This is a genomic window from Streptomyces sp. RPT161 (genome assembly GCF_027533845.1).
In the GTDB taxonomy this organism is placed as follows: domain Bacteria; phylum Actinomycetota; class Actinomycetes; order Streptomycetales; family Streptomycetaceae; genus Streptantibioticus_A; species Streptantibioticus_A silvisoli_A.
The window spans coordinates 11,949-33,904 of the sequence record NZ_JAPZVN010000031.1; the positions used below are offsets into that span (position 1 = coordinate 11,949).

Here is a 21,956-nt window from a genome sequence, read left to right on the forward strand (position 1 = left end):
TGTGGTCTTCGCCTAGAAAGCCATCACCATGCGCATGATCGAACTGCCCGCCAGCTCGACAGGGCATGCCGCTCCCCTCACCCACGTCGCCCTGCGTGGCGACGGTCTTCGTCTGGCGACCTGTTCCTATGACGGCACCACGCTGGTATGGGACACCAGCGATCCGTCAAACCCCCTGACACTGGCCCGGCTTCGGCACCGAAGACTGGTGAACGCCGCGGCCTGGAACCCGGCGGTCGCCTCGCTGCTGGCCACGGCGTCGGCGGACAAGACGGTCGCGGTATGGCGGGTGTCGGACGACGGTTCCACCGATCTGGTGAACGTGCTCGCCCGGCACACCGATGACATCAACTCCATTGCCTGGCTACCGGACGGCGAGCGGCTGATCTGTGTCTCCGAGGACGGCCGGGCGACCATGTGGGACGCGCTCACCGGTGCCTTCCTGACCGAGGTGGGCTCGCACGAGGCGCACTGCATGATGGTCTCGGTCAGTGTGCGCGGCACCGTCGCCACGGTGGGCGAGGACGGCATGGTGGCGGTCACCGAGCTGGCCGGGCCCGGTGCGCCGGGGGCCAGGTTCGTCCGCCGCTATGCCTCGTCCATCGAGGGCTGCGCCTGGTCGCGTTCCGGTGAGGTGCTCGCGGTGGCACGGGACGACGGCGCCGTCGACCTGCTCACCGCCGAGCTGGAGCTGGTGCGCACGGTCGAGGTCTCAAGCTCGGCCGCCCGAACCGTGGACTGGGCGGACGACGACTCCTGCTTCGTGGTGGGGGCGTACGACGGGTCGCTGCACTTCTTCGACCGGGGCGGACAGCGACTGCACCGGGTGGACGACGCCCGCGTCTGGCCGCGCTCGGTGTCGGCCGCACGGGGCCTGGTGGCGGCGGGCAGCTTCTGGGGCGGCCCGCACATCCTCGACCTGGCCAGCGGCACCGAGATCGCGGCGCCCGCCCGGCCCACCCACGGTCCCAACGCCCTCGCGGTGCGCGGCGACCAGCTGCTGGTGGGCTGCGACTCGGGCGCCGTCGTGGCGATCGGCCTGGACGACGACGCCTTCGAGGTGCTCCAGGTGGCGGACGGCCCGATCCTCTCCCTGGCCGTGCGGGACGGTGTGCTCTACGCCGGAACGTACTCCGGCCACCTGGTGGCGTTCGACGGCGCCCGCAGGGTCAGCGGGCAGCTGGGCGCGCCGCTGCCGTCGCTCTGCCTCGACGGTGAACTGCTGGTCGCCGGGACCTACAACGGCGAGTTCATCGCCGTGGATCCGGACACCCTGGCGGTGGTCGACCGATGGGAGGCGCACGGCGGTTCGGTGAAGTCGCTGGCCGCGCTGCCCGACGGCGGATTCCTGTCCGCGGCCACCGACCGTACCGTCGCGATCGGCTCGTTCCGCGACCGAAGGGTGCTGTGGGAGCACGGCAACCTGGTCAACGCCGTCGCCGGGCTCGGCGGGTCGGTGGCCGCCAGCGCCTCCCGCGACCACACCGTCAAGGTCGGCAGGCTGGACCCGTCCGACGGAACCGTACGGCAGACGCAGACGCTGCTGGGTCCGGACGAGTCGGTCAAGTGCGTCGGCCTGCTGGGCACTGCGCAGTCGCCGGTGGTCCTGGCGGGCAGCTACGACTTCGGGCTGTACGCCTGGGAGGTCGACTGGCGGGACAACGCGGGCACCCTCGCCTCGGGCCGGGTGGTCGCCGAGTTCGGGCAGGGCCTGTCCTGCATGCTGCGGCTGGACGACGACCGGATGGCCGCCGCGGGCTGGGACGGCCGGGTGGTGGTCGTGGAACGCGGCGGCCCCGGCCGGACACGGGTGGTGCGCTCGCTGCGGTTGCAGGAACTGCTGGCCTCGCACGAGTCCGCCCGCCTGGACGGCGAGATGGTGATCGCATGAGCACCACCGTCCCCGACACCACGCTCTCCGCCCCGGCCACCGTGCGCGCCAGAGTGGGCGTCACCCTGGACCGCGCAACCGGCCGCCGCGCCGAACTGGTCACCTTCCACGGGCTGCCGGACGGCGCCGAGCACGTCGCCTGCGTACTGCCCGCACCCCGTACCGCGGCCGACAGGGCACCCCTGGTCCGGCTGCACAGCGAATGCCTCACCGGGGACGTGTTCGGCTCGGCCCGCTGTGACTGCGGCCCCCAACTGGACGAGGCGCTGAGGCTGATCGCCGAGGAGGGCGGGGCCGTGCTCTACCTGCGCCAGGAGGGGCGCGGCATCGGTCTGTACAACAAGCTGGACACCTATCTGCTCCAGGACCGGCAGATCGACACCTTCGAGGCGAACCGCAGGATCGGCCGCGGCGCCGACGAGCGGGACTACTCGGCCGCCGCCGCCATGCTGCGCGCCCTCGGCCTGGACCGGATCCGGCTGCTGACCAACAACCCGGACAAGACCGCCCAGTTGCGCGCCCTCGGCATCGACGTCGCGGCGGTCGTGCCCACCGGCGTTCACCTCACCGCGGAGAACGCCGGCTATCTGGAGGCCAAGGCCCGGCTCGGCGGCCACACGCTGAGCGGACAGCGAGGAGAGGTTCCGTGGAACTAGGTCGTCTCGTTCCGGAGCGCGACGGTCGCGGCGGGTCCGAAGACCGCGGGACCGCGCCGTCGCCCGCCGCCGCGGCTGACCTTCCCGGGGGCAGGCCCCCAGGCCTCAAGGCCGGGCCGGGACCCGCACCGGCGGAGCATGCCCCCCGCGATCGTCAGCACCCCGAACGGCGCGGCCCGGCGGGGGCGAAGCCACCGGGACCCGTCGGAGCTACCGGCCCCTCCTTGGCCGAGGTCGCGGCCTCCCCGCACTTCGTGGAGCATGCCGCGCTGGCCGAACCGGGCAGGGTGCCGCCCGCCGCCGTGTCGTCGCGCCTGGACCCGGCCGACCTGGCCCGGGTGGTGGAGGACGCCCAGGTGCCGCTCGCCGACCGGCTCGCCGCCGGAACCGTGCTCGCGGTGCTCGGGGACCCCCGGCTCACTCCGGTCCCGGCCACCTGCCATGTGCCCGGCGGAACCGCCGAGTTGGGCCTGGACCCGGCCGAGGTCGCCCGCATCACGGCCGCCTGGGCACATGTGGGTGTGGTGGCGTCGTGGATCGAGAAGGAGACCCCGGCGCACAGCGTGCGCCTGGACGACTACTGGATCTGCCGCTATCCGGTCACCAACGCCGAGTACCGCGACTTCCTGGCCGACACCGGCCGGGAACACCGGCCCAGCACCTGGCACCTGGGCGCCTACCCGTGGGACCGCGCCAACCACCCGGTGGCCGGGATCTCCCCCCCGGAGGCCGACGCCTACGCGGCCTGGCTGACCCGGCGCACCGGGCACCCGTGGCGGCTGCCCACCGAGGCCGAGTGGGAGTACGCCGCCAAGGGCAGCGACGGCCGGGAGTTCCCGTGGGGCGGCGAGTTCGACCCGGCCCGCGCCAACACCCGGGAGACCGGGGTGCACACCACCACACCGGTGGGCGCCTTCCCGTCCGGCCGCTCGCCGTTCGGCGTCGACGACATGGCGGGCAACGTCGAGGAGTTCGTCGCCGACCGCTACGCGCCCTACCCCGGTGGGCCGTTCGTGGGTGACCATCTGGTGCAGGCTGTGGGCGACTACCGGATCGCCCGGGGCGGCAGCTTCAGCCGGTTCGGCGATCTGGCCAGGACCAGGCGGCGGCACGGCGCCTTTCCCGGGCCGCTGTATCCGGTGGGCTTCCGGCTGGCGACCAGCGAGCGCCCGGCATGACCGCCGGAGCGGCCCGCCCGTTGGCCGACGCTGCCCGGGCCCTGGCCGAACGGGCGCCGCGGCGGGCCGACATCGAGGCGCCCTTCGCGGAGGTGGAGCGCGCGGCGCACCGGCTGGTGCCGGAGCTGGCGGCGCTGCGCCCGGCCGTGGGCGCGACGCCGATGACCGCCGTACCCAGCGAACTGGGCCGTGGCAGGGTGTGGTTGAAGCTGGAGTCGGCCAACACCGCCGGCACGGTCAAGGCCAGGACGGCGTACGCGCTGCTGTGCGCCGCGGTCGCCCAGGCCGGTTCGGCCCGGGTGCGGATCGTGGAGTACTCCGGCGGCAGCCTCGCCCTGGCGCTCGCCGAGTTCTGCGCGCTGCTCGGCATCGACCTGCGTCTGGTGGTGCCGCACGGCTCGCCGGAGCGCCTGCGGCGGACGCTGCGCGGACACGGCGCACAGGTGTCCGCCGGGCGGCCGGGCACCGGCTTCCTGGGCGCGCTGGACGAGGCGGTGCGGGTGGCCGCGGCCGAGGAGCGGTATCTGCTGCTCCAGCACTGCGCGGCGCAGGCCGCGGCCATGCACCGCGAGCACACCGGTGCCGAGATCGCCGAGCGGCTGGCCGCCGAGGGCGTCACGCCAGCGGTACTCGCCGCCTGCGTCGGCTCCGGCGGCACCGCGCTGGGCGTGGCCCTCGCGCTGCGTGAACGCTGGCCGGACTGCGGCGCGTTGGCGGTGTTCCCGGCCGAGGCGCCGTACGGCGATCCGGCACCGCCGGACGGCACACCGCGGATGAACGGCACCGGGGGACTGGGACACGGACTGCTGCAACCACTGCTCGCCCCGTACCAGGAGCGGTTCACCTTCCGCACCGTCGCGTACCCCGAAGCGCTGCGCGCGATGCGGCACTTGAGGTCGGCGCACGGGCTCGCGGTCTCCAGCAGCGGTGCGGGCGCCTGGCTCCAGGCGTCACGGGAACTGGACCACGGCCCGGCCGGGCGGGAGGCGGTCGCGGTGGTGGCCGGACGAGGAACGATCGAGGAGTGGGCACATGCGGCAGGAGACTGACTACCCCGGATACCGGCGGATCGTACGGGACTCCTTCGAGCACTGGTACCAGGCGGGCAAGGACTCCTGGACCGGGGCACCCACCAACGACAAGGTGACCGACTTCGCGACCGCGAACGCCCCACTGCCCGTACACGGCACCCGGCGGGTGCTGGACGTCGGCTGCGGTCGGGGGCACCAGACCGTACAGCTCGCCGAACGGCTGGACGCCGACGTGGTCGGCCTCGACCTGCTGGACGTCTGGGACGCGCGGCGGCCCGTGTACGGCACCGCGCGCTTCCGGCAGGGTGACTTCCTGTCCTTCGCCGAAGGCCCGGTGGACCTGCTGGTGGACAACGGCTGCCTGCACCACCAGCGCCGCGAGGAGTGGCCGGGCTGGGTGGAGCACGGCCGCGCCCTGCTGCGGCCGGGCGGGGTGTGGGTGGTCAGCTGCTTCCTCAGCCCGACGGCGGAGGTGGTGGCCAAGCCGCTGGCGGACGGACGGCTCAACTGGTGGCTGACCGAGTCCGCGGTCACCGAGCTGTTCGCCCGGTCAGGACTCACGGCGACCCAACGGGCCGTCATCGACCGGCAGTTCAACTACCAGGGCCACTGGCTGAAGTACCTGGCCCTCGCCTTCGTCAGGAGCTGACCGTGCACATCGTGATGCTTGAGGTCGCGCTCTCCCGCGGCTTCGACTACCTCGACGACCTGGTCGACGCGGGCGTCGAGGTCTCCCTGGTGGTCAAGAGCCTCGCCGCGTACGCCGGTTCTCCCGGCTTCGAACGGCACCGGCGCGCCGCCCGGGTGATCGAGGTGCCCGAGACGGAGGGCGTCGCGGACCTGGCCGACCAGATACGTGACCGCCTCGGCCCGACCCCGCCGGACGGGGTCTTCTGCGTCACCGAACGCTGCGTACCGGCCGCCGCCCAGCTCGCCCGCGACCTGGGCCTGCCGGGCGAAGCGGTGGAGACGGTGGCCCTGCTGCGGGACAAGGCGGCGGTCCGCGACCGGCTCACCCGGGCCGGTCTTGGCACGCTGCGCTGGCGTCGGGCCGAGGGGATCGCGGACGGGCTCGACGCGGCGGCCGCGATCGGCTACCCGGTCGTCGTCAAACCGCTGTCGGGCTATGCGTCGATCGGCGTGACGGTGGCATGGACTCCCCAGGAGGCCGAACGCGCCCTGGCGGCGGCCCTTCAGGCGCCGGGCGGAGCCCGGGCGCTGGTGGAGGAGTACGCGGTCGGCCGCCATGTCAGCGCGGAGCTGCTGGTGCGGGACGGGCGGCCGATCCTGCTGGGGTTCGCCGAGCGGCTGCCGACCCGCCCGGGTACCACGGCCGAACTGGGCGGGCACTTCCCGGCGTCGTTCGAGGGGCGTGGCGCCGCCCGCAGGTTCGCACTTGACGTGGTGTCCGCCCTCGGGGTGCGCGACAGCCCGTTGCACATCGAGATGCTGATCACCCCCACCGGCCCGGAACTGATCGAGGTCAACGGACGGATCGCCGGTCATGTGGTCACCCGCCAGATGGAGTTGGCGCTGGGCCGCTCGTTGAGCCTGGACCTGGCGGCGCTCGCCGCCGGGCGTCCGGTGGCCGAGGCGACCGAGCCGGTGGCGGCGGTGGCGCTGCGCCATGTGTGGTGCGAGCACGGCGGACGGGTGCGCTCGGTGACGCTGCCCGACCAACTGCCCGCCGGCGTCAGGGACTGCAAGGTGAGCGTGCGGCCCGGTGATGTGGTGCGGCCGATGCGGCACAACTACGACCGCATCGGCCATGTGCTCGCCGAGGCGCCCACGGTGGCCGAGGCCGCCGAACTCGCCGAGCGCACCGCGCGGCGGATCCGCGTCACACTGGACGAGCCGATCACCGGGGTGCCCGAAGCCGACACCGGCCGCCATGTGCTGGCGCTGCTCGCCCCTGACGGCGTGGCCCCCGACCGGGTCCTGGCCGCGATCGGCGCCGCCACCGGCCGGGTCAGCGTCCTGTGGTGCGGCGACCCGGCGGCGGCCCAGGCGGTCAGGTCCCGCTGGGCCGAGCGCTACACCGGAACCTGGTACGACGCACCGGACCGGGCGCTGGCCGAACCGGTGGACGCCGTCGTCTCCTTCGCCCCGTCCGCCGCGCGGCGGCCGACTTCCGGCGAGGGACGCACCGCTGTCGCGCTGGTGGCCCGAGGCCACATCCACCACCTGGGTGTCATCGAGGACTTGGGCTTCGACTCCGAGGGCCACCGCACCCTCCGCTACCCCTGCCCCCGGCCGACCGCCGAACTGCTGGACCAGGCGACCGACGCCATCCAGCGAGCCGATATCCCCGAAGGGTTGGTGCGCTGCGAATTCCCCGACGACGGCGGGCCCGTGGCCGTACTGCCCGGGCTGGACGAGACGTCCCGGGCGCTACTGGACGCACTCCACCCACGCGACGTGATCGCCACCGCGACCGCCGCCGCTCTCGGCGACCCCGTCCGGTGGATGCCGCCGCGCCCCGGCACGGCACTGCTGCGCGAACTCGCCGGACCACAGGGGGCGTTCCGTGTCGTACAGGCCACCGCCGAGGCAGAGCTGTACGACGACCCGCGGGTCAGCTACGTCCGCGTCCCGCTGCCCCCCGGCACCGTGCGTCAGGGCGGCGGCCGACCGGTGCGGCTGGCGTACGTGGTGCGAGGCGAGGACGCGGCGGACTGCCGGGCGGCCAGCGCTCGCATCGAAGCCCAACTCGTCTTCCGGCACGTCACGTTGGAGCGCGAGCACGTCGTGCTGATCGACCGCACGGGAGGCGCGGCATGGACCCAGGACAACGGTGATCCGGTGCTCGACCCGGAGCGCTTCCGGGTGAGCGTGCTCAGCGGCCACCCCCAGGCGGGCGGCTGCGCCGCGCCCGTCGACCATCTGCAACGCCTCGACGTCTGGGACACCGACGCGGTCGACCGCACCGTACGCACCCTGCACGCCATCCATCCGGTGCACCGCATCGCCTGCGGGTCCGAGCGGCTGCTGGAGTGGGCGGCCAACCTGCGCGGCAGCCTCGGCCTCCCCGGCGACACCGTCGGCTACGCCCGGTCGTTCCGGGACAAGGCGGATATGAAGCGGATCGCCCGCAGCGCCGGTATCCGGCACGCCGACGGACGGGTGCTCCACGAACCCGCCGACGCGCGGGAGCTGTTGGCACGGCACGGCGCGGTGGTGGTCAAGCCCAGGGACCTGTCCGGATCGCAGGGCGTGGTGTTCTGCCGTGACCGGGCCGAACTCGACCGCTGGCTGCGCACCCGGTTCGCCCCCGGCCGATATCTCGCCGAGGCACTGGTGTCCGGCCCGATGTGCCACATCGACGCCGTGGTGTACGGCTCCTTCGTCGCCTGGGACGTCTCCCGCTACGCCCGCGACACCCTGGCGTACACCAGGGGCCAGCCGCTGTCCGGGCAGACCTGCGACGATCCCCGGATCCGCGGCCAGGCCCGGGAGTTGCTGGACCAGGTGGTGTCCGCCTGGCGGGTGCGGGCCGGAGTGCTGCACCTGGAAGCCTTCGACGAGGGCGACCGGCTCACGTTCTGCGAGGTGGCCGCCCGGCCGGGCGGCGCCGGGGTGATCCGGGCCTTCCGGGCCACCCGCGGTATCGACCTGCGGCACGCCAAGGTGCTGATCGACGCGGGCGAGGACCCCCGGCGACTGGCGGTCGACCCCGTTGCCGCGCACGCCGGTTGGACGGTGCACTACTCCGGCGGCGGCTGGCTGGAGGAGTACGACGACTCGGCGGTCGCCGACCGCGCGCTGCACCGCACCGTCAACGTCCGCGTCGGCGGTTACGCGCCCGCGTCCGACTTCTCCGGCACCGGGATCAGCACCCATGTGTTCGCCGACGACTCCGCCGCGGAGGTCCGCCGTCTGGTGACCGCGGCCGAACGGGACATCCGCATCCGGCTGAGGCAGCCCGCTCAGGGGTGAACCCGGGCCCGAGGAAAGGGAAGGAAGCATGCTCCAGGAAATCGACCTCACCGCCCGGTGCGGGCACCAGCGGCTGCGCACCGCGCTGCGCGACGGATTCTTCTTCGTCCGCAACACCGTCCCCGAAACCCTGCTGGACGACGCCTACCAACTGCTTGAGGCGTTCTTCGCACTGCCCGCGCGGGACAAGCGCGGTTGCCGGGTGCCCGGCAGCAACGGTCAGTCCGGATACACACCACCGCTGGTGGAGACCGCGGAGAAGGGCGAGACGGCCGACTGGAAGGAACTCTTCCACTGGGGGGTACGGCTGCCCGCCGGTCACCCGCTGGCCGTGCGCTACCCGGCGCGCTATCCGGAACCGCTGATGCCGGACCAACTGGTCCCCGGCATCGGCGCCGTACTCACCGAACTGCACACCCGGATGCTGCGCTTCCAGCACGAGGTCGCCGCCGCCATCGGCGACGCGCTCGGCGCACACCCCGGGTACTTCGCCGAGATGCTGGAGGACGGCCCGGTGGTCAACCGCGCCACCTGGTATCCGCCGATGGACCAGGCCCCGTCGCAGCGGCACGTATGGGCCGTGGAACACCAGGACTTCGACCTGATCACCGCGCTGCCCAGGGCCACCGCCACCGGGTTGCAGGTACAGGTGGAGGGCGGCGAATGGCTCAGCGTGGACGCGCCCGCCGGGCACGCCGTGATGAACGTCGGCATGGTGCTGGAACGGCTCACCGGCGGTCTGGCCCGGGCCGCCGTGCACCGGGTGGTGGCCGCGCCCGGGCAGCACGGCGGACGGCTGTCCATCGTCCAGTTCTGCCATCCCGCGCCATGGACCGTGCTGACCCCGCTGACCCGCGGCGAGCGGGAGGCGGCGCGGTTCCCCACGCTCACCGCCGACGATCTGTTCCAGCGCACCATGTACCGGATCAACCGGCTCGACACCCGGCAGGTGAACTGACCATGTCCGAGCAGCCGTTGCACCTGTTGCTGATCGCGGGCGTCGGCGGGCTGTCCGCGGCCGACGCGCTCGCCGCCGCCCGGCGCGCCACACCGCGCGTCTCCCTGGTGTTCGTCGCCGCATGGAGTCCGCCCGACGCCGCCCGCGAGGCATGGGAACGGGCCCCCGGCGGCGGCGCCTTCCTGGTCGCCGACGGCCTCGACGGCGTGGTGGACGCGGCTGTGGCGCTGCACGGGCGGGTACCGCTGCACGGTGTGGTCACCTACTCGGAACTCCTGCTGCGCCCCCAGGCCGAGATCGCCGACCGACTCGGCCTGCCCGGCAACAGCCCGCGAGCCGTCGCTGTCGCCCAGTCCAAGGCCCGGCAGCGGGCGGCGTTCGCCGCACACGCGGTGCCGTCGCCGCGCTCCGCGGTGATCCGCGGCGACGGCGACCTGGCCGCCGCCGTGTCCGCGGTCGGGCTGCCCGCGGTCTTCAAGCCGTCCCTGGGCGCGGGCAGCCAGGGTGTCCACCTGGTGTCCACCGCCGGGGAGTTGGCGGACGCGTTCCGCCGCGGGCTCGGCGCCGACACTCCCTTCATCCAGCGGGACGACGCCTTCCTGCTGGAGGAGCCCATGCCGCTGGAGGGCACCGCCCCCTCGCCGTACGCGGACTATGTGAGCGTGGAGTCGCTGCTGTTCCACGGCGCGGCGCAACACCTCGCGGTCAGCGACCGGCTTCGGCTGCGGCACGGCTACGTCGAGGAAGGGCTGGTGCTACCGAGCCGTTTGGACGAGCCGACCGCCCGGCGGGTGGTCGACTGCGCGGACCAGGCGATCAAGGCCATCGGGCTCACCCACGGCGCGGTGCACACAGAGATCGCCGTGCTGCCCGACGGCCCCCGGGTGATCGAGGTCAACGCAAGGGCCGGGGGGCCGCTGCCCAACCTACTGCGGGAGGCGGCCGGTTACGACTTCGCCCGGGAGATCGCCCGTACCGCCCTGGGGTTGCGGCCGGCGCCCAGGCCGCGGACCACCTCCGTCGCCTGGTTCCGCTTCGTGCCCATTCCGGCGGGGGAGTGGCGGGTGGTCTCCCAGCGCACCGTGGAGGAGGTGCGGGCGGCGTTCCCGCGACTCGTCCGGCTGGGGCTGCGGTTCCGCCCGGGGCAGCAGGCACGGCGCGACACCACCCAGCACCTGGCCGCCTTCACGGTGGTGGCCGACAGTACCGACGAGGCACGGCACACCGCGGAGGCCGTCGAGCGGTACCTGGACATCCGGCTGGAACCGGTCGACGAGCGGCAGGGAGCGTTGCGGTGAACCAGTCGACCCTCCCACGCGGTACCAGACGCGCCCGCTCCGCCACCGGCCCCCCGCCCCAACTGCCCAGGCACGACGAGGGACTCACCGGCCTCCTGCGTACCGTCGCGGAGGACCTGCGCACGGTCGTCGACCGCGACCCCTCCCGGGCGACGCTGCTGGACGCCGCGCTGCACCCGCCCTGGCAGGGGCTGGTGCTGTACCGGCTCGCCCACCGGCTGCACGTGCGGGGGCGGCGGTTCGGTCCCGGGCTGCTCACCTGGGTGGCCCGGGTGGTCTCCGGGATGGAGATCCACGCCGGTGCCCGGATCGGCCGCCGGGTCTTCATCGACCACGGATTCGGTGTGGTGATCGGGGAAACGGCCGTCGTGGGCAACGATGTGACGATCTATCACCAGGTGACGCTCGGCTCCCGCGGCTGGTGGCAGGACGGCGGACCCGGTGCCCGGCGGCACCCCGTGGTGGGCGACCGGGTCACCATCGGCGTCGGCGCCTCGCTGCTGGGACCGATCACCGTGGCCGACGACTGCCCGATCAGGGCCCATGAACTCGTCACCAACGACCGCCCCGGAGGCCCCAGATGAGCCGTGACCGCACGACCTCCGCACGCCGCCGGATCTACGCCGTGGGCCTCGCGGACTCCACCGGGCTCGGCATGTACCTGGCGTTCTCGGCCGTCTACCTCAACCAGGCCGTGCGCATGCCGAACGACCAGATCGGCCTGGTGCTCGGCATCACCGGCATCACCTCGCTGCTCGGCGCCCTGCCCATCGCCCGGTTCGCCCAACGGCACGGCCTGCGACGGGCGTTGTGGTGGCTGTTCCTGGCCCGGGCGGCCTCGTATGTGGCGTTGGCCTGTGCGGTGAACCTGCCCACGGCGGCGCTCGCCGCCGGGTTCGGCGGGCTGCTGAACCGCGGCATCGGCCCGCTGGTGCAGTCGGTGCTGATCACGGGCACCGACTCGGCGGGCGCCGTCGCGGGGCTGGCCCGGCTGCGGGCGCTGCGCAACGCCGGTATGGCCGCCGGCGCGCTGCCGTCAGGTGCCGCGGTCGCCATCGGGCAGCAGTGGGCGTACCGGGGGGTGATGCTGGCAGCGGCGGCCGTCTTCGTGGGGTGCGCCGTGATCTCGCGCGGTTTCTCCGACTCCGGTGAGGTCAAGCGGCCGGCGGCGCGGCGCGGGGCCGGGGTGGGCCGGGACCGGGTGTTCCTGCTGATCACCGCCAGCTACGGGGCGTTGACCCTGTCGGCGATCCTGCTGGGCGTCGGGCTGCCGCTGTGGATCACCCAGCGCACCCACGCCCCGTCCTGGAGCGTGGGACTGGTGCAGATCCTCAACACCGTCCTCGTGGTGCTCTTGCAGGTACGGGTCAGCCGGGGATCGCAGGACCCGCGCAGAGCCCGCGCGATGATGCTGGCGGGCGGACTGCTCGCGGCCGCCGGGGCGCTCGCCGCGCCGCTCACCGGGTTCGGGCGCGGCGCGCTGCCGCTGGCCGCCGTGGTGCTCACCGTGCTGCTGATGACGGGCGCCGAGCTGTACATCACCTCGGGGGGACTGAGCCTGGCGCTGGCGCACACCCCGCAGGAGCGGCGGCCGGTCTATCTGGCGACGTTCAACCTGGGCTTCGCCGCCGCGACGGTGGTCGGCCCGACGCTGGTCAGCCTCGGCCTCGGGCTGGGCAGGCCCGGCTGGTTCGCGTGGGCGCTGCTGTTCGCCCTGCTGGGCCTGGCGTGCCTGGCGCTGCCCACCGCACCGCGGCTCCGCGGCGCCGAACGCACCGCCGAGCAGAGCGCCGTCAGCGCGTAAACTCCCGCCACCCGGCCGCCGGTTGGCGCCGCCGGGGACCACCGACGAAGGGGAACCCCCGCCGTGATCGAACCGCACCTCACCCTCCGCATCGCCCGTCCGGTGCTCGACCTGGACGCCAGCGAGGACTTCTACGTGCACGGCCTCGGCCTGGCCCGGCTGGCCCGGATCGCCGGGGACCCGGCGGCCGGTGAACGCGATCTGCTGATGACCGGCCCCGCCGACGGCAACTGGCACCTCGAACTCACCGCCAGCGCCCACGACGTGGTGCGGCCCACCCCGACCCCGGAGGACCTGCTCGTCATCTACCTGGGCCAACCGGTACCACCGGAGGCGGTGCGCCGGGCGGTACGGCACGGCGGCACCGTGGTGCCCTCGCACAACCCCTACTGGGACCGCTTCGGCGTCACCATCGCGGATCCCGACGGATACCGCGTGGTGCTCACCGAACGGACCTGGAACACCCGCGGTTGACTCCCACCCGAAGGTAGCGGAATGTCCCTCACGGTCCCGACCGAACTGCCCAGCAGACTGTGGAAGAAGTTGACCAGCGCGGTCGGGATCATTTCCGTCCGCCATGGAAACAGCGTCAACGTGATGTCGGCGGAATGGTCGTATTTCGTCAACAAGGAACCGTTGTACGCGGCGGTCGTCCTCAGTCCGAAAGCCGTCACCCGGGAACTACTGCCGGACACCGGGGAGTTCGGCCTCACCCTCTGCTCGGAGCGGCAGGCGGAACTCGCGGACTTCGTCGGCAGCTTCTCCGTCGCCCAGGTCGACAAGACCACCAGTGAACTCGTCGAGTTCGGCACACCCCGGGTGATCACCACCCCATGGGTCACCGGAGGGGTGGTGGCCCTGGAGTGCGTGCTGCGCGAGACGGTGCCGTTTCCCGTGCACACCATGTTCGTGGGCGAGGTGGTGGCCTGCCACCTTCCCGACGCCGAGCGCAGACCCCTGGTGAAACACGGCCCGATGCACACCCTCGGCGGCCCGGTGCGGCGTTCCGCCGTGGTGGCCGCCGCGGCCCCGCTGCCGAACGGCGCGGTGCGGATCGCGGCCACCGGTCCGGCCGCCGACGGGCCGGATGTCTGGCGGCTGAGCCTGCTGCTACCGGGCGGCGCGACGGTGGGACTGGGCGAGCATCCGTCCGGTGAGTTCGGCGACCTCCTGCTCGACGTACCGCTGCCCCCCGGCCTGCCGCCGCGTTCCGCCGCACGGATCAAAGTGGAACGGCAGGGCGCTGAGCCGGGTTACGCCCGGATCGCACCGCACCAACCTGACGTCGAACACCCGGACTTGACGACCTCGGCGCGCGGCCATGGCTGACCGCCAGCCGACCCTGGAAGCTCAAGTCTCATGACAGCACTCACTGACGCCCGCAGCTGGCACGGCGAACAGCTCGACCTGGACGCCTACCTGGACCGTGTCGACTACCACGGGGACACCTCCCCGACCCTGTCGACACTGCGCGCCCTGCACCGCGCGCACGTCACCAACATCCCCTTCGAGAACCTGGAGATGGTGCTGGGCCGCGCCATCCCGCTGGATGTCGAAAGCCTCCAGGACAAGATGGTGCGGCGTCCCCGCGGCGGCTACTGCTACGAGCACAGCAAGCTGTTCGCCGCCGCCCTGGAACGGCTCGGCTTCAGCGTCTGGGGACTGGCCGCCCGGGTCCGTGTGGGCACCGACCTGCTGCGTCCGGCCACCCACGCGCTGCTGCGGGTGGGCACCGACGAGACCCCGGACACCGGGCGCACCTGGATCTGCGACGTCGGCTTCGGCCGTGATCCGTTGGAGCCGGTGGAACTCGCCGACGGCACCGAGATCACCCCCGACGGCTGGCGGTTCCGGCTGGAACGGCAGACGCCGGTGCCCGGTGCCGAGGAGTGGATGCTGCGCTCTCTGGGCGCCGACGGCTGGTTCGACATGCACGGTTTCACCCTTGACCCGCGCTACGCCGTTGACTACACCGTCGCCAACCACTACATGTCCACCCACCCGTCCTCCCCGTTCGCCAACCGGCTGCTGGTGCAGCAGATGGGACCCGGGGCCCTCTACGCCCTGGCCGCCACCGAGCTGACCGCCACCCACCCGGACGGCACGGTCGACACCTGGCAGCTGAAGGCGGACGAGGTTCCGCAGACCCTGGCCGACGTCTTCCGGATCACCCTTCCCGAGGAGGACATGGCACGGGTGGTCGCCGCCATCGACGGGTTACGGCGATGACCACCCCTACCACTCACAGCTTGGTGCCCTCGCCCACCGGAACATTGGTGCCGTAGGCATGGACCTCGATCCCGTCGTGCCGCACCGACACGTCCCGCAGCCGTATGCCACCGGGCAGCTGCGGCAGTCTGAACGACAGCGACAACCGCTCGGCGAGCTTGGGCACCTGGATGTCCCGCAGCCCCTGCACCAGGGAGGGATCGACACCGAGCTTCCCCAGTATCCAGGGGTTCTGCTCCACCAGGTCGAGGACGTTGACCTGCATCAGCCGTTCCACGAAGCGCGGATCGTCGGTGATCCGTCGCAGTACCGCGTCGCTGCGCGTCGCCTCCTGGGCCATCCGCGGGGTGAGCCCCAGGCGTTCCGCGATCGAGCCGACCGACAGCAGCGCCTTGGCCTTCGCGGCGTCGGTGCGGATCCGCTCGGCCATCGGCCGGGCCAGCCGCAGTCCGCCGTGGTCACCCGGGGTGTAACTCGCCACCCCCGGAACGTCGATCAGCATGTCGTCCACGGCCGTGTTGACCGAGCGGTTGCCGTCGAGGCGCAGATGGGCCACCGCCCGCGCCCGCACCCGGTAGCCCGCGATCGGCAACTGCCCCTCGGCGAGCACCGAATGATCGTCCTGCGCACTGAACCTCACCTGCGACGACCCCAGTTCACGGTCGAGGTCGTCGAACGCCAGCAGCACACTGCCCTGCATCCGCCCGATCACCGCGCCGCGGATCGAGGACGGCACATCGCCCAGGACCCGGATGTCCCGCACCGCCCCGTCCACCCTGGCGACGGAGACCGGCCCGGCTGACACATGCGGCACCGTGATGTCCACCTGGTCCAGCCGTCCGTGCACCACCTGGGTCAGGAACGGGAAGCCATGGATGTCGACCTCGGGGTCGGCCTGAAGGTGCATGGCCTCCTTGAGCCGGTGCGCCGCCTGCTTCTCGGCGTACAGCGCCGCCCAGCGGTCCGCCAGAGTGAGGAAGGCCCCGCAGGTGACCACGGCCACCAGGGCCTTGGCGGTGGTGGGAACTCTGAGCCCGCGCCGCGGCCGGTGCCGCCGGTGGGCGCCGCGGTGAACCGGCTCCTGATCGTCGTCGTACTCCGGTCGCAGACCAAGACCGAGCGGGTCGTGCCGGTCCTCCTCGCGGAGGTCCAGCAAACCCAGTTCCTCGTACGGGTTGTGGTGGGGCGGCAACGGCTCGGCGCCGCGCGGATCCGCCAACTCCTCGTACGGGTTGCGCCACTCGGATTCCCTGATGTGGGGGCGGGAATCCCCGGACACATGGCCCACGGTCGTCCTGTTCGTGGTGTGGGGTGCCATCGAACGATCTCATCACGAACACCCGTACGGACCGCAAGTCTCTTAACGGAATCCCGGTTCCCTCCGGACAGCGCGATGCCGGTCGACGGCAGGTCACAGGCGCTAACTCGGTTGAATGAAGGGGGAGTTGGGGAGAGTTCGGTTCCGGTCCGCTCTTGACGCGGGGCGACGCCTGCCGCTTTGCTGTGCGTGATCACACGATTCTGTGGTTGTTCTGTGACTGCCCTGTGCCGGTACACGGGCGATCTGACCAGTCGCCCGGAGGGGAAGTGCGCCGTGGAGGAAGTACGTCTATGACGCCGCCTCCGCCTCCCCTGGGACGCTCCCGACGCAGGGACGACATCAGCTTCGATCCGGCACTGGACGACAGCGAGCTGGCCACCGTCCGGGACGCACTCGCCCGCGGTCGATGGGAACACGCCCGCGCCCTGCTCGCCGCCACCGGCGACGACTGGGACCGGCGTGGGCACCGCCTCGTCGTGCTCGCCGAAGGCCCGACGAGCGCCGCCTGGGCCCGGGACTGGCAGCTCGCCGAACCGGACAGCGCGGACGCCGCCGCCCTGCTCGCCTGCGCCGCGGTCTTCCGCGCGGTACACGGCAAGGGCGCCGCCCGGGACGCGCACGAGGCCTGCGCCGCCGCCGCCCGCATGGCCCCCGAGGACCCCTCGCCCTGGCTCGGCCTGCTCATCCTGGCCCGCCGCACCGGGACCGACGACGAACGGGTACGCGCCTTCGACCAGGTCCGCACCCGGCACCGTGAGCACCACCACGCCCACCACCTGATGGCCGCCTGCCTGGCCGAGCGCGCGCCCGGCGACAGTGACGACCCGCTGCACGAGGTGTACGACTTCGCCTCCTGGGCCGCCGAGCAGGCGCCCGCCGACTCACCGCTGGCCGTACTACCGGTGGTCGCCCACGCCGAGCGCTACCGGGTACTGGCCGGCACCGGCGTCGAGCCGCGCGACCCCGCCCACTCCGGGCACTGGACCACCCGCCGCGCCCGGCAGGCCATGAAGGCAGCCTTCGACTGGTGGCTGGAGTGGGACGACGACCACCACCATCCACGCCGCAAGGTCGACCTCAACTACCTGGCGCACGCCAAGTTCTACGAAGGCCGCGTCGCCGAGGCCGCCGCGCTGTTCACCCGCATCGGCCCGCATGCGACGCACGTGCCCTGGTCCTATCCGGACCGCGACCCGAAGAAGGCGTTCCGTGCCGTGCGCCGCGCCGCGCTCGGCTCCTCGTAACCGCGCCCAACCCCCCAAGGGAAGGAAACGCACCGCATGTTGACGGGCAGCACGAGCGAGATCAGCACCTATCTCGGCCAGGAGCGACGGCTGCGCGCGGGCCGTCTGGGCCTGCCCGGGCTGCTGCTGTCGGTGGTCGCGGCCAGCGCGCCGATGATGGTGGTGGCCGGGGTCATGCCCACCACGTTCGGCGAGATGGGCGTCGTGGGGCAACCACTGCTGTTCGTGATCCTCGCCGTCGTCCTGATGCTGTTCAGCGTCGGATACGCGGAGATGAGCAGGCATGTGCACAACGCCGGTGCGTTCTACGCGTACATCGCCCGCGGTCTCGGCGGCACCGCGGGAGCCGCCGCGTCCGTGGTGGCACTGGTCGCCTACAGCGCCATGCAGGTCGGCATCTTCGGCATCTTCGGCTTCGAACTGTCCGGGCAGTTGGCCAAGCACTTCGACATCGGCGTCGCCTGGTGGATCCCCGCGCTGGTGGCCGTGGTGGTGGTCGGCGCGCTCGGCTGGCTGAAGATCGACCTCAACGCCAAGGTGCTCGGCGTGCTGCTGCTGGTCGAGTGCGCCACGGTGCTCGCCTTCGACGCCGCCGGACTGGCACAACCGGGCAGGGACGGGCTGTCCCTGCACTCCTTCAACCCCGGCACGCTCGGCGGGGCGGGCATCGGTACCGCGCTGTGCTTCTGCGTCGCCGCCTTCGTCGGCTTCGAGCAGGCACCGGTCTACGCCGAGGAGACCAACCGTCCGCATGTGCTGGTCGCCAGGGCGATGTTCCTCGCGGTCGGCTTCGTCGCGCTGTTCTTCGTCGTCGGCTCCTGGGCGCTCAGCGTGGCCGCGGGGCCGTCGCAGATCGTCGGTACGGCCCAGAAACAGGGTCCCAACCTGCTGTTCTGGCTCGCGCAGAACCGGCTCGGGGCCGGTTTCACCGACGTCATGCACGTCTTCTACGTGACCGGGATGTTCGCCGCCATGCTCAGCTTCCACAACGTGGTCGCGCGGTACGCCTTCGCCATGGGGCGTGAGGGGCTGCTGCCCGCGGCGGTCGGCCGCACCTCCAGGGGCAGCGGCGCACCCGCCTACGGTTCGCTCCTGCAGAGCGCTGTCTCGCTGGTGGTGGTGCTGGTCTTCGCGGCGACCGACAACAGGCCGCACGACGACCCGACCGCGCCGGTGCTCCATCTGTTCACCTGGATGGGCAACGTCGGAGCGCTCGGCATCATCCTGCTGATGGCCACGGCCTGCGCCGCCGTCATCGCCTTCTTCGTACGGCACGGCGCGGCCCGCGCCCAGGCCGGGCGGCTGGCCGCCTCGGGACTGGCCGGCGCCGCGCTGCTGGTGATCGCGGTGCTGACGGTCAAGGACTTCGGCGTGCTGCTGGGCGCAGACCCCGGCTCCGCGCTGAGCTGGATGCTGCCCGGCATCATCGGGCTTTCCGCGGTCGGCGGCCTGGTTTACGGGCTGGTGCTGAAGGCGGCGCGGCCCGCCGTACACACCCGCATCGGCCTGGGCAACGAGGCCTTCCAACTGGAGAGGGCCGCCGCGTCGCGGCCATGACCACCTGACGAAGGGACCGTCATGACGTGTTGCCACCCGCAGCGCGCGGCAGCCGACGCCCACCCCCTCGACCCGCTGACCGCCGACGAGATCGACTCCGCCCGGCGCGTCCTCCAACACTCCGGTAAGGCGGGGGAGTTCACCCGCTTCCCGCTCGTGCTGCTCGACGAGCCCGACCGGCACACCGCCACCGCACACCGCGACGGCGACCACGTGACGCGCCGACTGCGCGTCACCCTGCTCGACTCCCGTACCGGCGCCGCCGCCGAGGCGGTGGTGGACGTCACCGCCGGGCTGCTGCTCTCCCACCGGGAGCTGGACCCGGCCACCGAAGGCCAGCCGCCGGTCACCTTCGAGGAGTACGAGGTCGTCGATTCGGTGGTCAAGGGCGACCCGGGCTGGCGCAAGGCCATGGCCGAGCGCGGCATCACCGACACCGGACTCGCCATCTGCGCACCACTGTGCGCGGGCAGCGCCACCGACCACGGCGACGGCGGCCGCAGACTGCTGCGTTCCCTGACCTGGCTGCGCTGCGACGCCACAGACAGCCCGTGGGCGCATCCGGTGGGCGGGTTGTTCGCCGACGTGGATGTGATCGAGCGGCGCGTGGTGCGGTTGATCGACACCGGCGCGGTGCCCGTCCCGGCCGAATGCGGCCGGTACGAGGCCGAGTTCAACGGGCCGCCGCGCACCGGTCTGCGCCCGTTGGAGATCCGCCAGCCGCAGGGGCCCTCGTTCGAGATCTGCGGCCGCCAACTCAGCTGGCAGAAGTGGAGTTTCCGTATCGACTTCAACGCGCGTGAGGGCCTGGTACTGCACCAGATCACCTTTCGGGACGGGGACCGCGAACGCTCCGTACTGCACCGCGCCTCGCTGGCCGAGATGGCGGTGGCCTACGGCGAGGCGGAGGCGTCCCGCAACTGGGTGGCGTTCCTGGACGCCGGAGAGTACTCACTGGGCCGCAACGCCAACGCGCTGAAGCTCGGTTGCGACTGCCTGGGCGAGATCCGCTACCTCGACGCGGTGCTCGCCGACGACGAGGGCGCCGCGTACACGCTGCCCAACGCCGTCTGTGTGCACGAGGAGGACGCCGGGCTGCTGTGGAAGCACACGGACATCTTCAACGACGACGCGGCGCACAGCCGCCGCGCGCGGCGGCTCGTCGTCTCCTACATCGCGACCGTCGGCAACTACGACTACGGCTTCTACTGGTACTTCCACCAGGACGGCACCATCGGGTTCGAGGCCAAGTCCACCGGCATCGTGCAGACGTCGGCGATCCGGCCCGGCACCGGATCGCCGCACGGTACGGAGGTGGCGCCGGGGCTGCTGGCGCCGTACCACCAGCATCTGTTCTGTGTGCGGTTGGACGCCGCGGTCGACGGCGCGCGGAACACGGTGGAGGAGGTCGACGTCGTACCGGTTCCCACTGGTCCCGGCAACCCCAACGGCAACGCCTTCACCGTGCGCGGCACCGTGATCGCTGACAGCGCGGAGGGCGGCCGGATCGCCGACGCGGCGGTGGGCCGGCGGTGGCGTATCACCAATCCCGGTGTGCGCAACCGGATGGGCGAACCGGTGGCGTACACACTCGTGCCGCAGCCGGGTCCCGTGCTGCTGGCGCGGCCCGGGTCGGCGGCGCGGCGCCGAATGGCCTACGGCACCAAGCACCTGTGGGTCACCCGGTACCGGCCCGACCGGCACTACCCCGCCGGGGACTACCCCAACCAGCATCCCGGCGGGGCGGGACTACCGGAATGGACCGCCGCCGGTGAGCCGTTGGAGAACACCGAACTCACCCTCTGGCACACCTTCGGGCCCACACATCTGCCGCGGCTGGAGGAGTGGCCGGTGATGCCCGTTGACGTGTCCGGGTTCATGCTGAGGCCGACGGGGTTCTTCGACCGCAACCCGGCGCTGGATCTTCCCAGTTAGCGCCTTATGGCCGCAGTCGCCTGGCCCGCAGGTACTCGCGGGCCAGCACGCCCAGCGCCGCCGGCGACGAGGGGCTTGCCGGACCGCGCAGCAGGGCGATCTCCTTGGTGGCGGCCGCGGTCGCGGTGAGCCGTTCCAGCTCGATCAGCGCCCGGACCAACGGGCGGTTGGCGGGCGGCACGAGGTCCACCAGGGCGCGGGCGGCGGCTAGTTGGCCGTCGGCCTGGTCCAGCAGATGCTGAAGCAGCTCGCGGGTGCCCGGGGTGTCGTGGGCCTCCTCCAGGTCGGCGCGGGTCACGCCGTACTGGTCCATGACCTCCACCGGAACGGCCAGCCGTCCGCCGCGCAGGTCCTCGGCCAGGTCGTTGACGAAGTCCAGGCGCTGGCTGCCGTCGATGTACGTACGGCAGGCCGCGCGATACGCCTCAAGGCCGTCCTGCGGTGCCAGCAGGCAGGCGATCAGCATGAACGAGGGAAGCGAGTAGTCGTCGACGTAGCGCTGGTAGTCCGCCTCGGTCGGGAAGCCGGAGAACTCCAGGTCGGTGCGGGCCGTGCTGAGGTACTCCTCGACATGGTCGCGCAGCCGCGGATGGGCGCCGATGGAGTGCAGCAGCGCCCTGAGCACCGGCAGATCGCTCCCACCGGTGTCCAGCGCCTCGCGTACCCGCTTCTCCCACTCCGCGTAGCTGTCGGCCCGTTCCGCCTCCGGACCGCTGTCCATGACGGTGTCGCCGTGGTGCATGAAGGCCGTGGCGGCGATCACATGCGGGAACAACGCAGCGGGCAGCAGCAGCCTGGCGGCCAGATAGGAACTGCGCCGGTATCGCGCCACGATCTTCCGCTGCCCGGTGTAGTCGTCGCGCAGCCCGGCGTCCCTGATGTCAGCCGCGTCAAGTGCCGTCTTCCATGAGCTCATTG

The 21,956-nt window shown here is 72.4% G+C and carries 18 protein-coding genes; 16 read left to right on the top strand and 2 right to left on the bottom strand.

What is annotated here, in order from left to right; translation table 11 throughout:
* Positions 1 to 34 precede the first annotated feature (34 nt).
* The 13 genes from O5O46_RS32885 (at position 35) to O5O46_RS32945 (ending at position 14,981) form a co-directional block, all read left to right on the top strand.
* On the top strand, positions 35 to 1,891 hold the full coding sequence (locus tag O5O46_RS32885; RefSeq protein ID WP_269859319.1) for a WD40 repeat domain-containing protein: 1,857 nt from the start codon (positions 35 to 37) through the stop codon (positions 1,889 to 1,891).
* Positions 1,888 to 2,547, top strand: a complete 660-nt coding sequence (locus tag O5O46_RS32890; RefSeq protein WP_269859320.1) for a GTP cyclohydrolase II — start codon at positions 1,888 to 1,890, stop codon at positions 2,545 to 2,547. The genes O5O46_RS32885 and O5O46_RS32890 overlap by 4 nt, the downstream gene beginning before the upstream one ends.
* Before the next feature lie 224 nt (positions 2,548 to 2,771).
* Positions 2,772 to 3,725: a formylglycine-generating enzyme family protein gene (locus O5O46_RS32895; RefSeq protein ID WP_269859321.1), complete on the top strand. Its 954-nt coding sequence runs from the start codon at positions 2,772 to 2,774 to the stop codon at positions 3,723 to 3,725.
* Positions 3,722 to 4,774 carry a PLP-dependent lyase/thiolase gene (locus O5O46_RS32900; RefSeq protein WP_269859322.1) on the top strand — a complete coding sequence of 351 codons (1,053 nt, stop codon included), beginning with the start codon at positions 3,722 to 3,724 and terminating at the stop codon, positions 4,772 to 4,774. Before O5O46_RS32895 ends, O5O46_RS32900 begins: the two co-directional genes overlap by 4 nt.
* Positions 4,758 to 5,405 (top strand): class I SAM-dependent methyltransferase, encoded by a 648-nt coding sequence (locus O5O46_RS32905; protein ID WP_269859323.1) that lies wholly within the window; start codon positions 4,758 to 4,760, stop codon positions 5,403 to 5,405. The genes O5O46_RS32900 and O5O46_RS32905 overlap by 17 nt, the downstream gene beginning before the upstream one ends.
* Positions 5,406 to 5,407: 2 nt before the next feature.
* Positions 5,408 to 8,692, top strand: a complete 3,285-nt coding sequence (locus tag O5O46_RS32910; RefSeq protein WP_269859324.1) for an ATP-grasp domain-containing protein — start codon at positions 5,408 to 5,410, stop codon at positions 8,690 to 8,692.
* A 28-nt stretch (positions 8,693 to 8,720) separates the two neighbouring features.
* On the top strand, positions 8,721 to 9,650 hold the full coding sequence (locus O5O46_RS32915) for an isopenicillin N synthase family dioxygenase (protein WP_269859325.1): 930 nt from the start codon (positions 8,721 to 8,723) through the stop codon (positions 9,648 to 9,650).
* Positions 9,651 to 9,652: 2 nt separating this feature from the next.
* Positions 9,653 to 10,948: an ATP-grasp domain-containing protein gene (locus tag O5O46_RS32920; RefSeq protein ID WP_269859326.1), complete on the top strand. Its 1,296-nt coding sequence runs from the start codon at positions 9,653 to 9,655 to the stop codon at positions 10,946 to 10,948.
* Positions 10,945 to 11,532 carry a serine O-acetyltransferase gene (locus O5O46_RS32925; RefSeq protein ID WP_269859327.1) on the top strand — a complete coding sequence of 196 codons (588 nt, stop codon included), beginning with the start codon at positions 10,945 to 10,947 and terminating at the stop codon, positions 11,530 to 11,532. Before O5O46_RS32920 ends, O5O46_RS32925 begins: the two co-directional genes overlap by 4 nt.
* Positions 11,529 to 12,752, top strand: coding sequence for an MFS transporter (locus tag O5O46_RS32930; protein WP_269859328.1), 1,224 nt, complete (start codon positions 11,529 to 11,531; stop codon positions 12,750 to 12,752). Before O5O46_RS32925 ends, O5O46_RS32930 begins: the two co-directional genes overlap by 4 nt.
* Before the next feature lie 63 nt (positions 12,753 to 12,815).
* Positions 12,816 to 13,226 (top strand): VOC family protein, encoded by a 411-nt coding sequence (locus tag O5O46_RS32935; protein ID WP_269859329.1) that lies wholly within the window; start codon positions 12,816 to 12,818, stop codon positions 13,224 to 13,226.
* A gap of 21 nt (positions 13,227 to 13,247) precedes the next feature.
* Positions 13,248 to 14,081 (top strand): flavin reductase family protein, encoded by an 834-nt coding sequence (locus O5O46_RS32940; RefSeq protein WP_269859330.1) that lies wholly within the window; start codon positions 13,248 to 13,250, stop codon positions 14,079 to 14,081.
* Positions 14,082 to 14,111: 30 nt separating this feature from the next.
* On the top strand, positions 14,112 to 14,981 hold the full coding sequence (locus tag O5O46_RS32945; protein ID WP_269859331.1) for an arylamine N-acetyltransferase family protein: 870 nt from the start codon (positions 14,112 to 14,114) through the stop codon (positions 14,979 to 14,981).
* A 13-nt stretch (positions 14,982 to 14,994) separates the two neighbouring features.
* On the opposite strand, the gene O5O46_RS32950 is transcribed toward O5O46_RS32945, so the two are convergent.
* Complete coding sequence (locus O5O46_RS32950; RefSeq protein WP_269859332.1) at positions 14,995 to 16,260, bottom strand: LmeA family phospholipid-binding protein; 1,266 nt, start codon at positions 16,258 to 16,260, stop codon at positions 14,995 to 14,997.
* Between the two features lie 332 nt (positions 16,261 to 16,592).
* Between O5O46_RS32950 and O5O46_RS32955 the strand changes: the two genes are divergently transcribed.
* From O5O46_RS32955 to O5O46_RS32965, 3 genes are read left to right on the top strand one after another with little or no spacing between them, the layout of a single operon-like run.
* Positions 16,593 to 17,546 carry a hypothetical protein gene (locus O5O46_RS32955; RefSeq protein ID WP_269859333.1) on the top strand — a complete coding sequence of 318 codons (954 nt, stop codon included), beginning with the start codon at positions 16,593 to 16,595 and terminating at the stop codon, positions 17,544 to 17,546.
* Between the two features lie 36 nt (positions 17,547 to 17,582).
* Entirely contained in the window at positions 17,583 to 19,103 is a 1,521-nt protein-coding gene (locus O5O46_RS32960; protein ID WP_269859334.1) for an APC family permease, read from the top strand.
* Positions 19,104 to 19,124: 21 nt separating this feature from the next.
* Positions 19,125 to 21,038: a primary-amine oxidase gene (locus tag O5O46_RS32965; RefSeq protein WP_269859335.1), complete on the top strand. Its 1,914-nt coding sequence runs from the start codon at positions 19,125 to 19,127 to the stop codon at positions 21,036 to 21,038.
* Positions 21,039 to 21,042: 4 nt separating this feature from the next.
* Here the strand turns inward: O5O46_RS32965 and O5O46_RS32970 are convergent, their stop codons facing one another.
* Complete coding sequence (locus O5O46_RS32970) at positions 21,043 to 21,954, bottom strand: squalene/phytoene synthase family protein (protein WP_269859336.1); 912 nt, start codon at positions 21,952 to 21,954, stop codon at positions 21,043 to 21,045.
* Between the last annotated feature and the right edge of the window lie 2 nt (positions 21,955 to 21,956).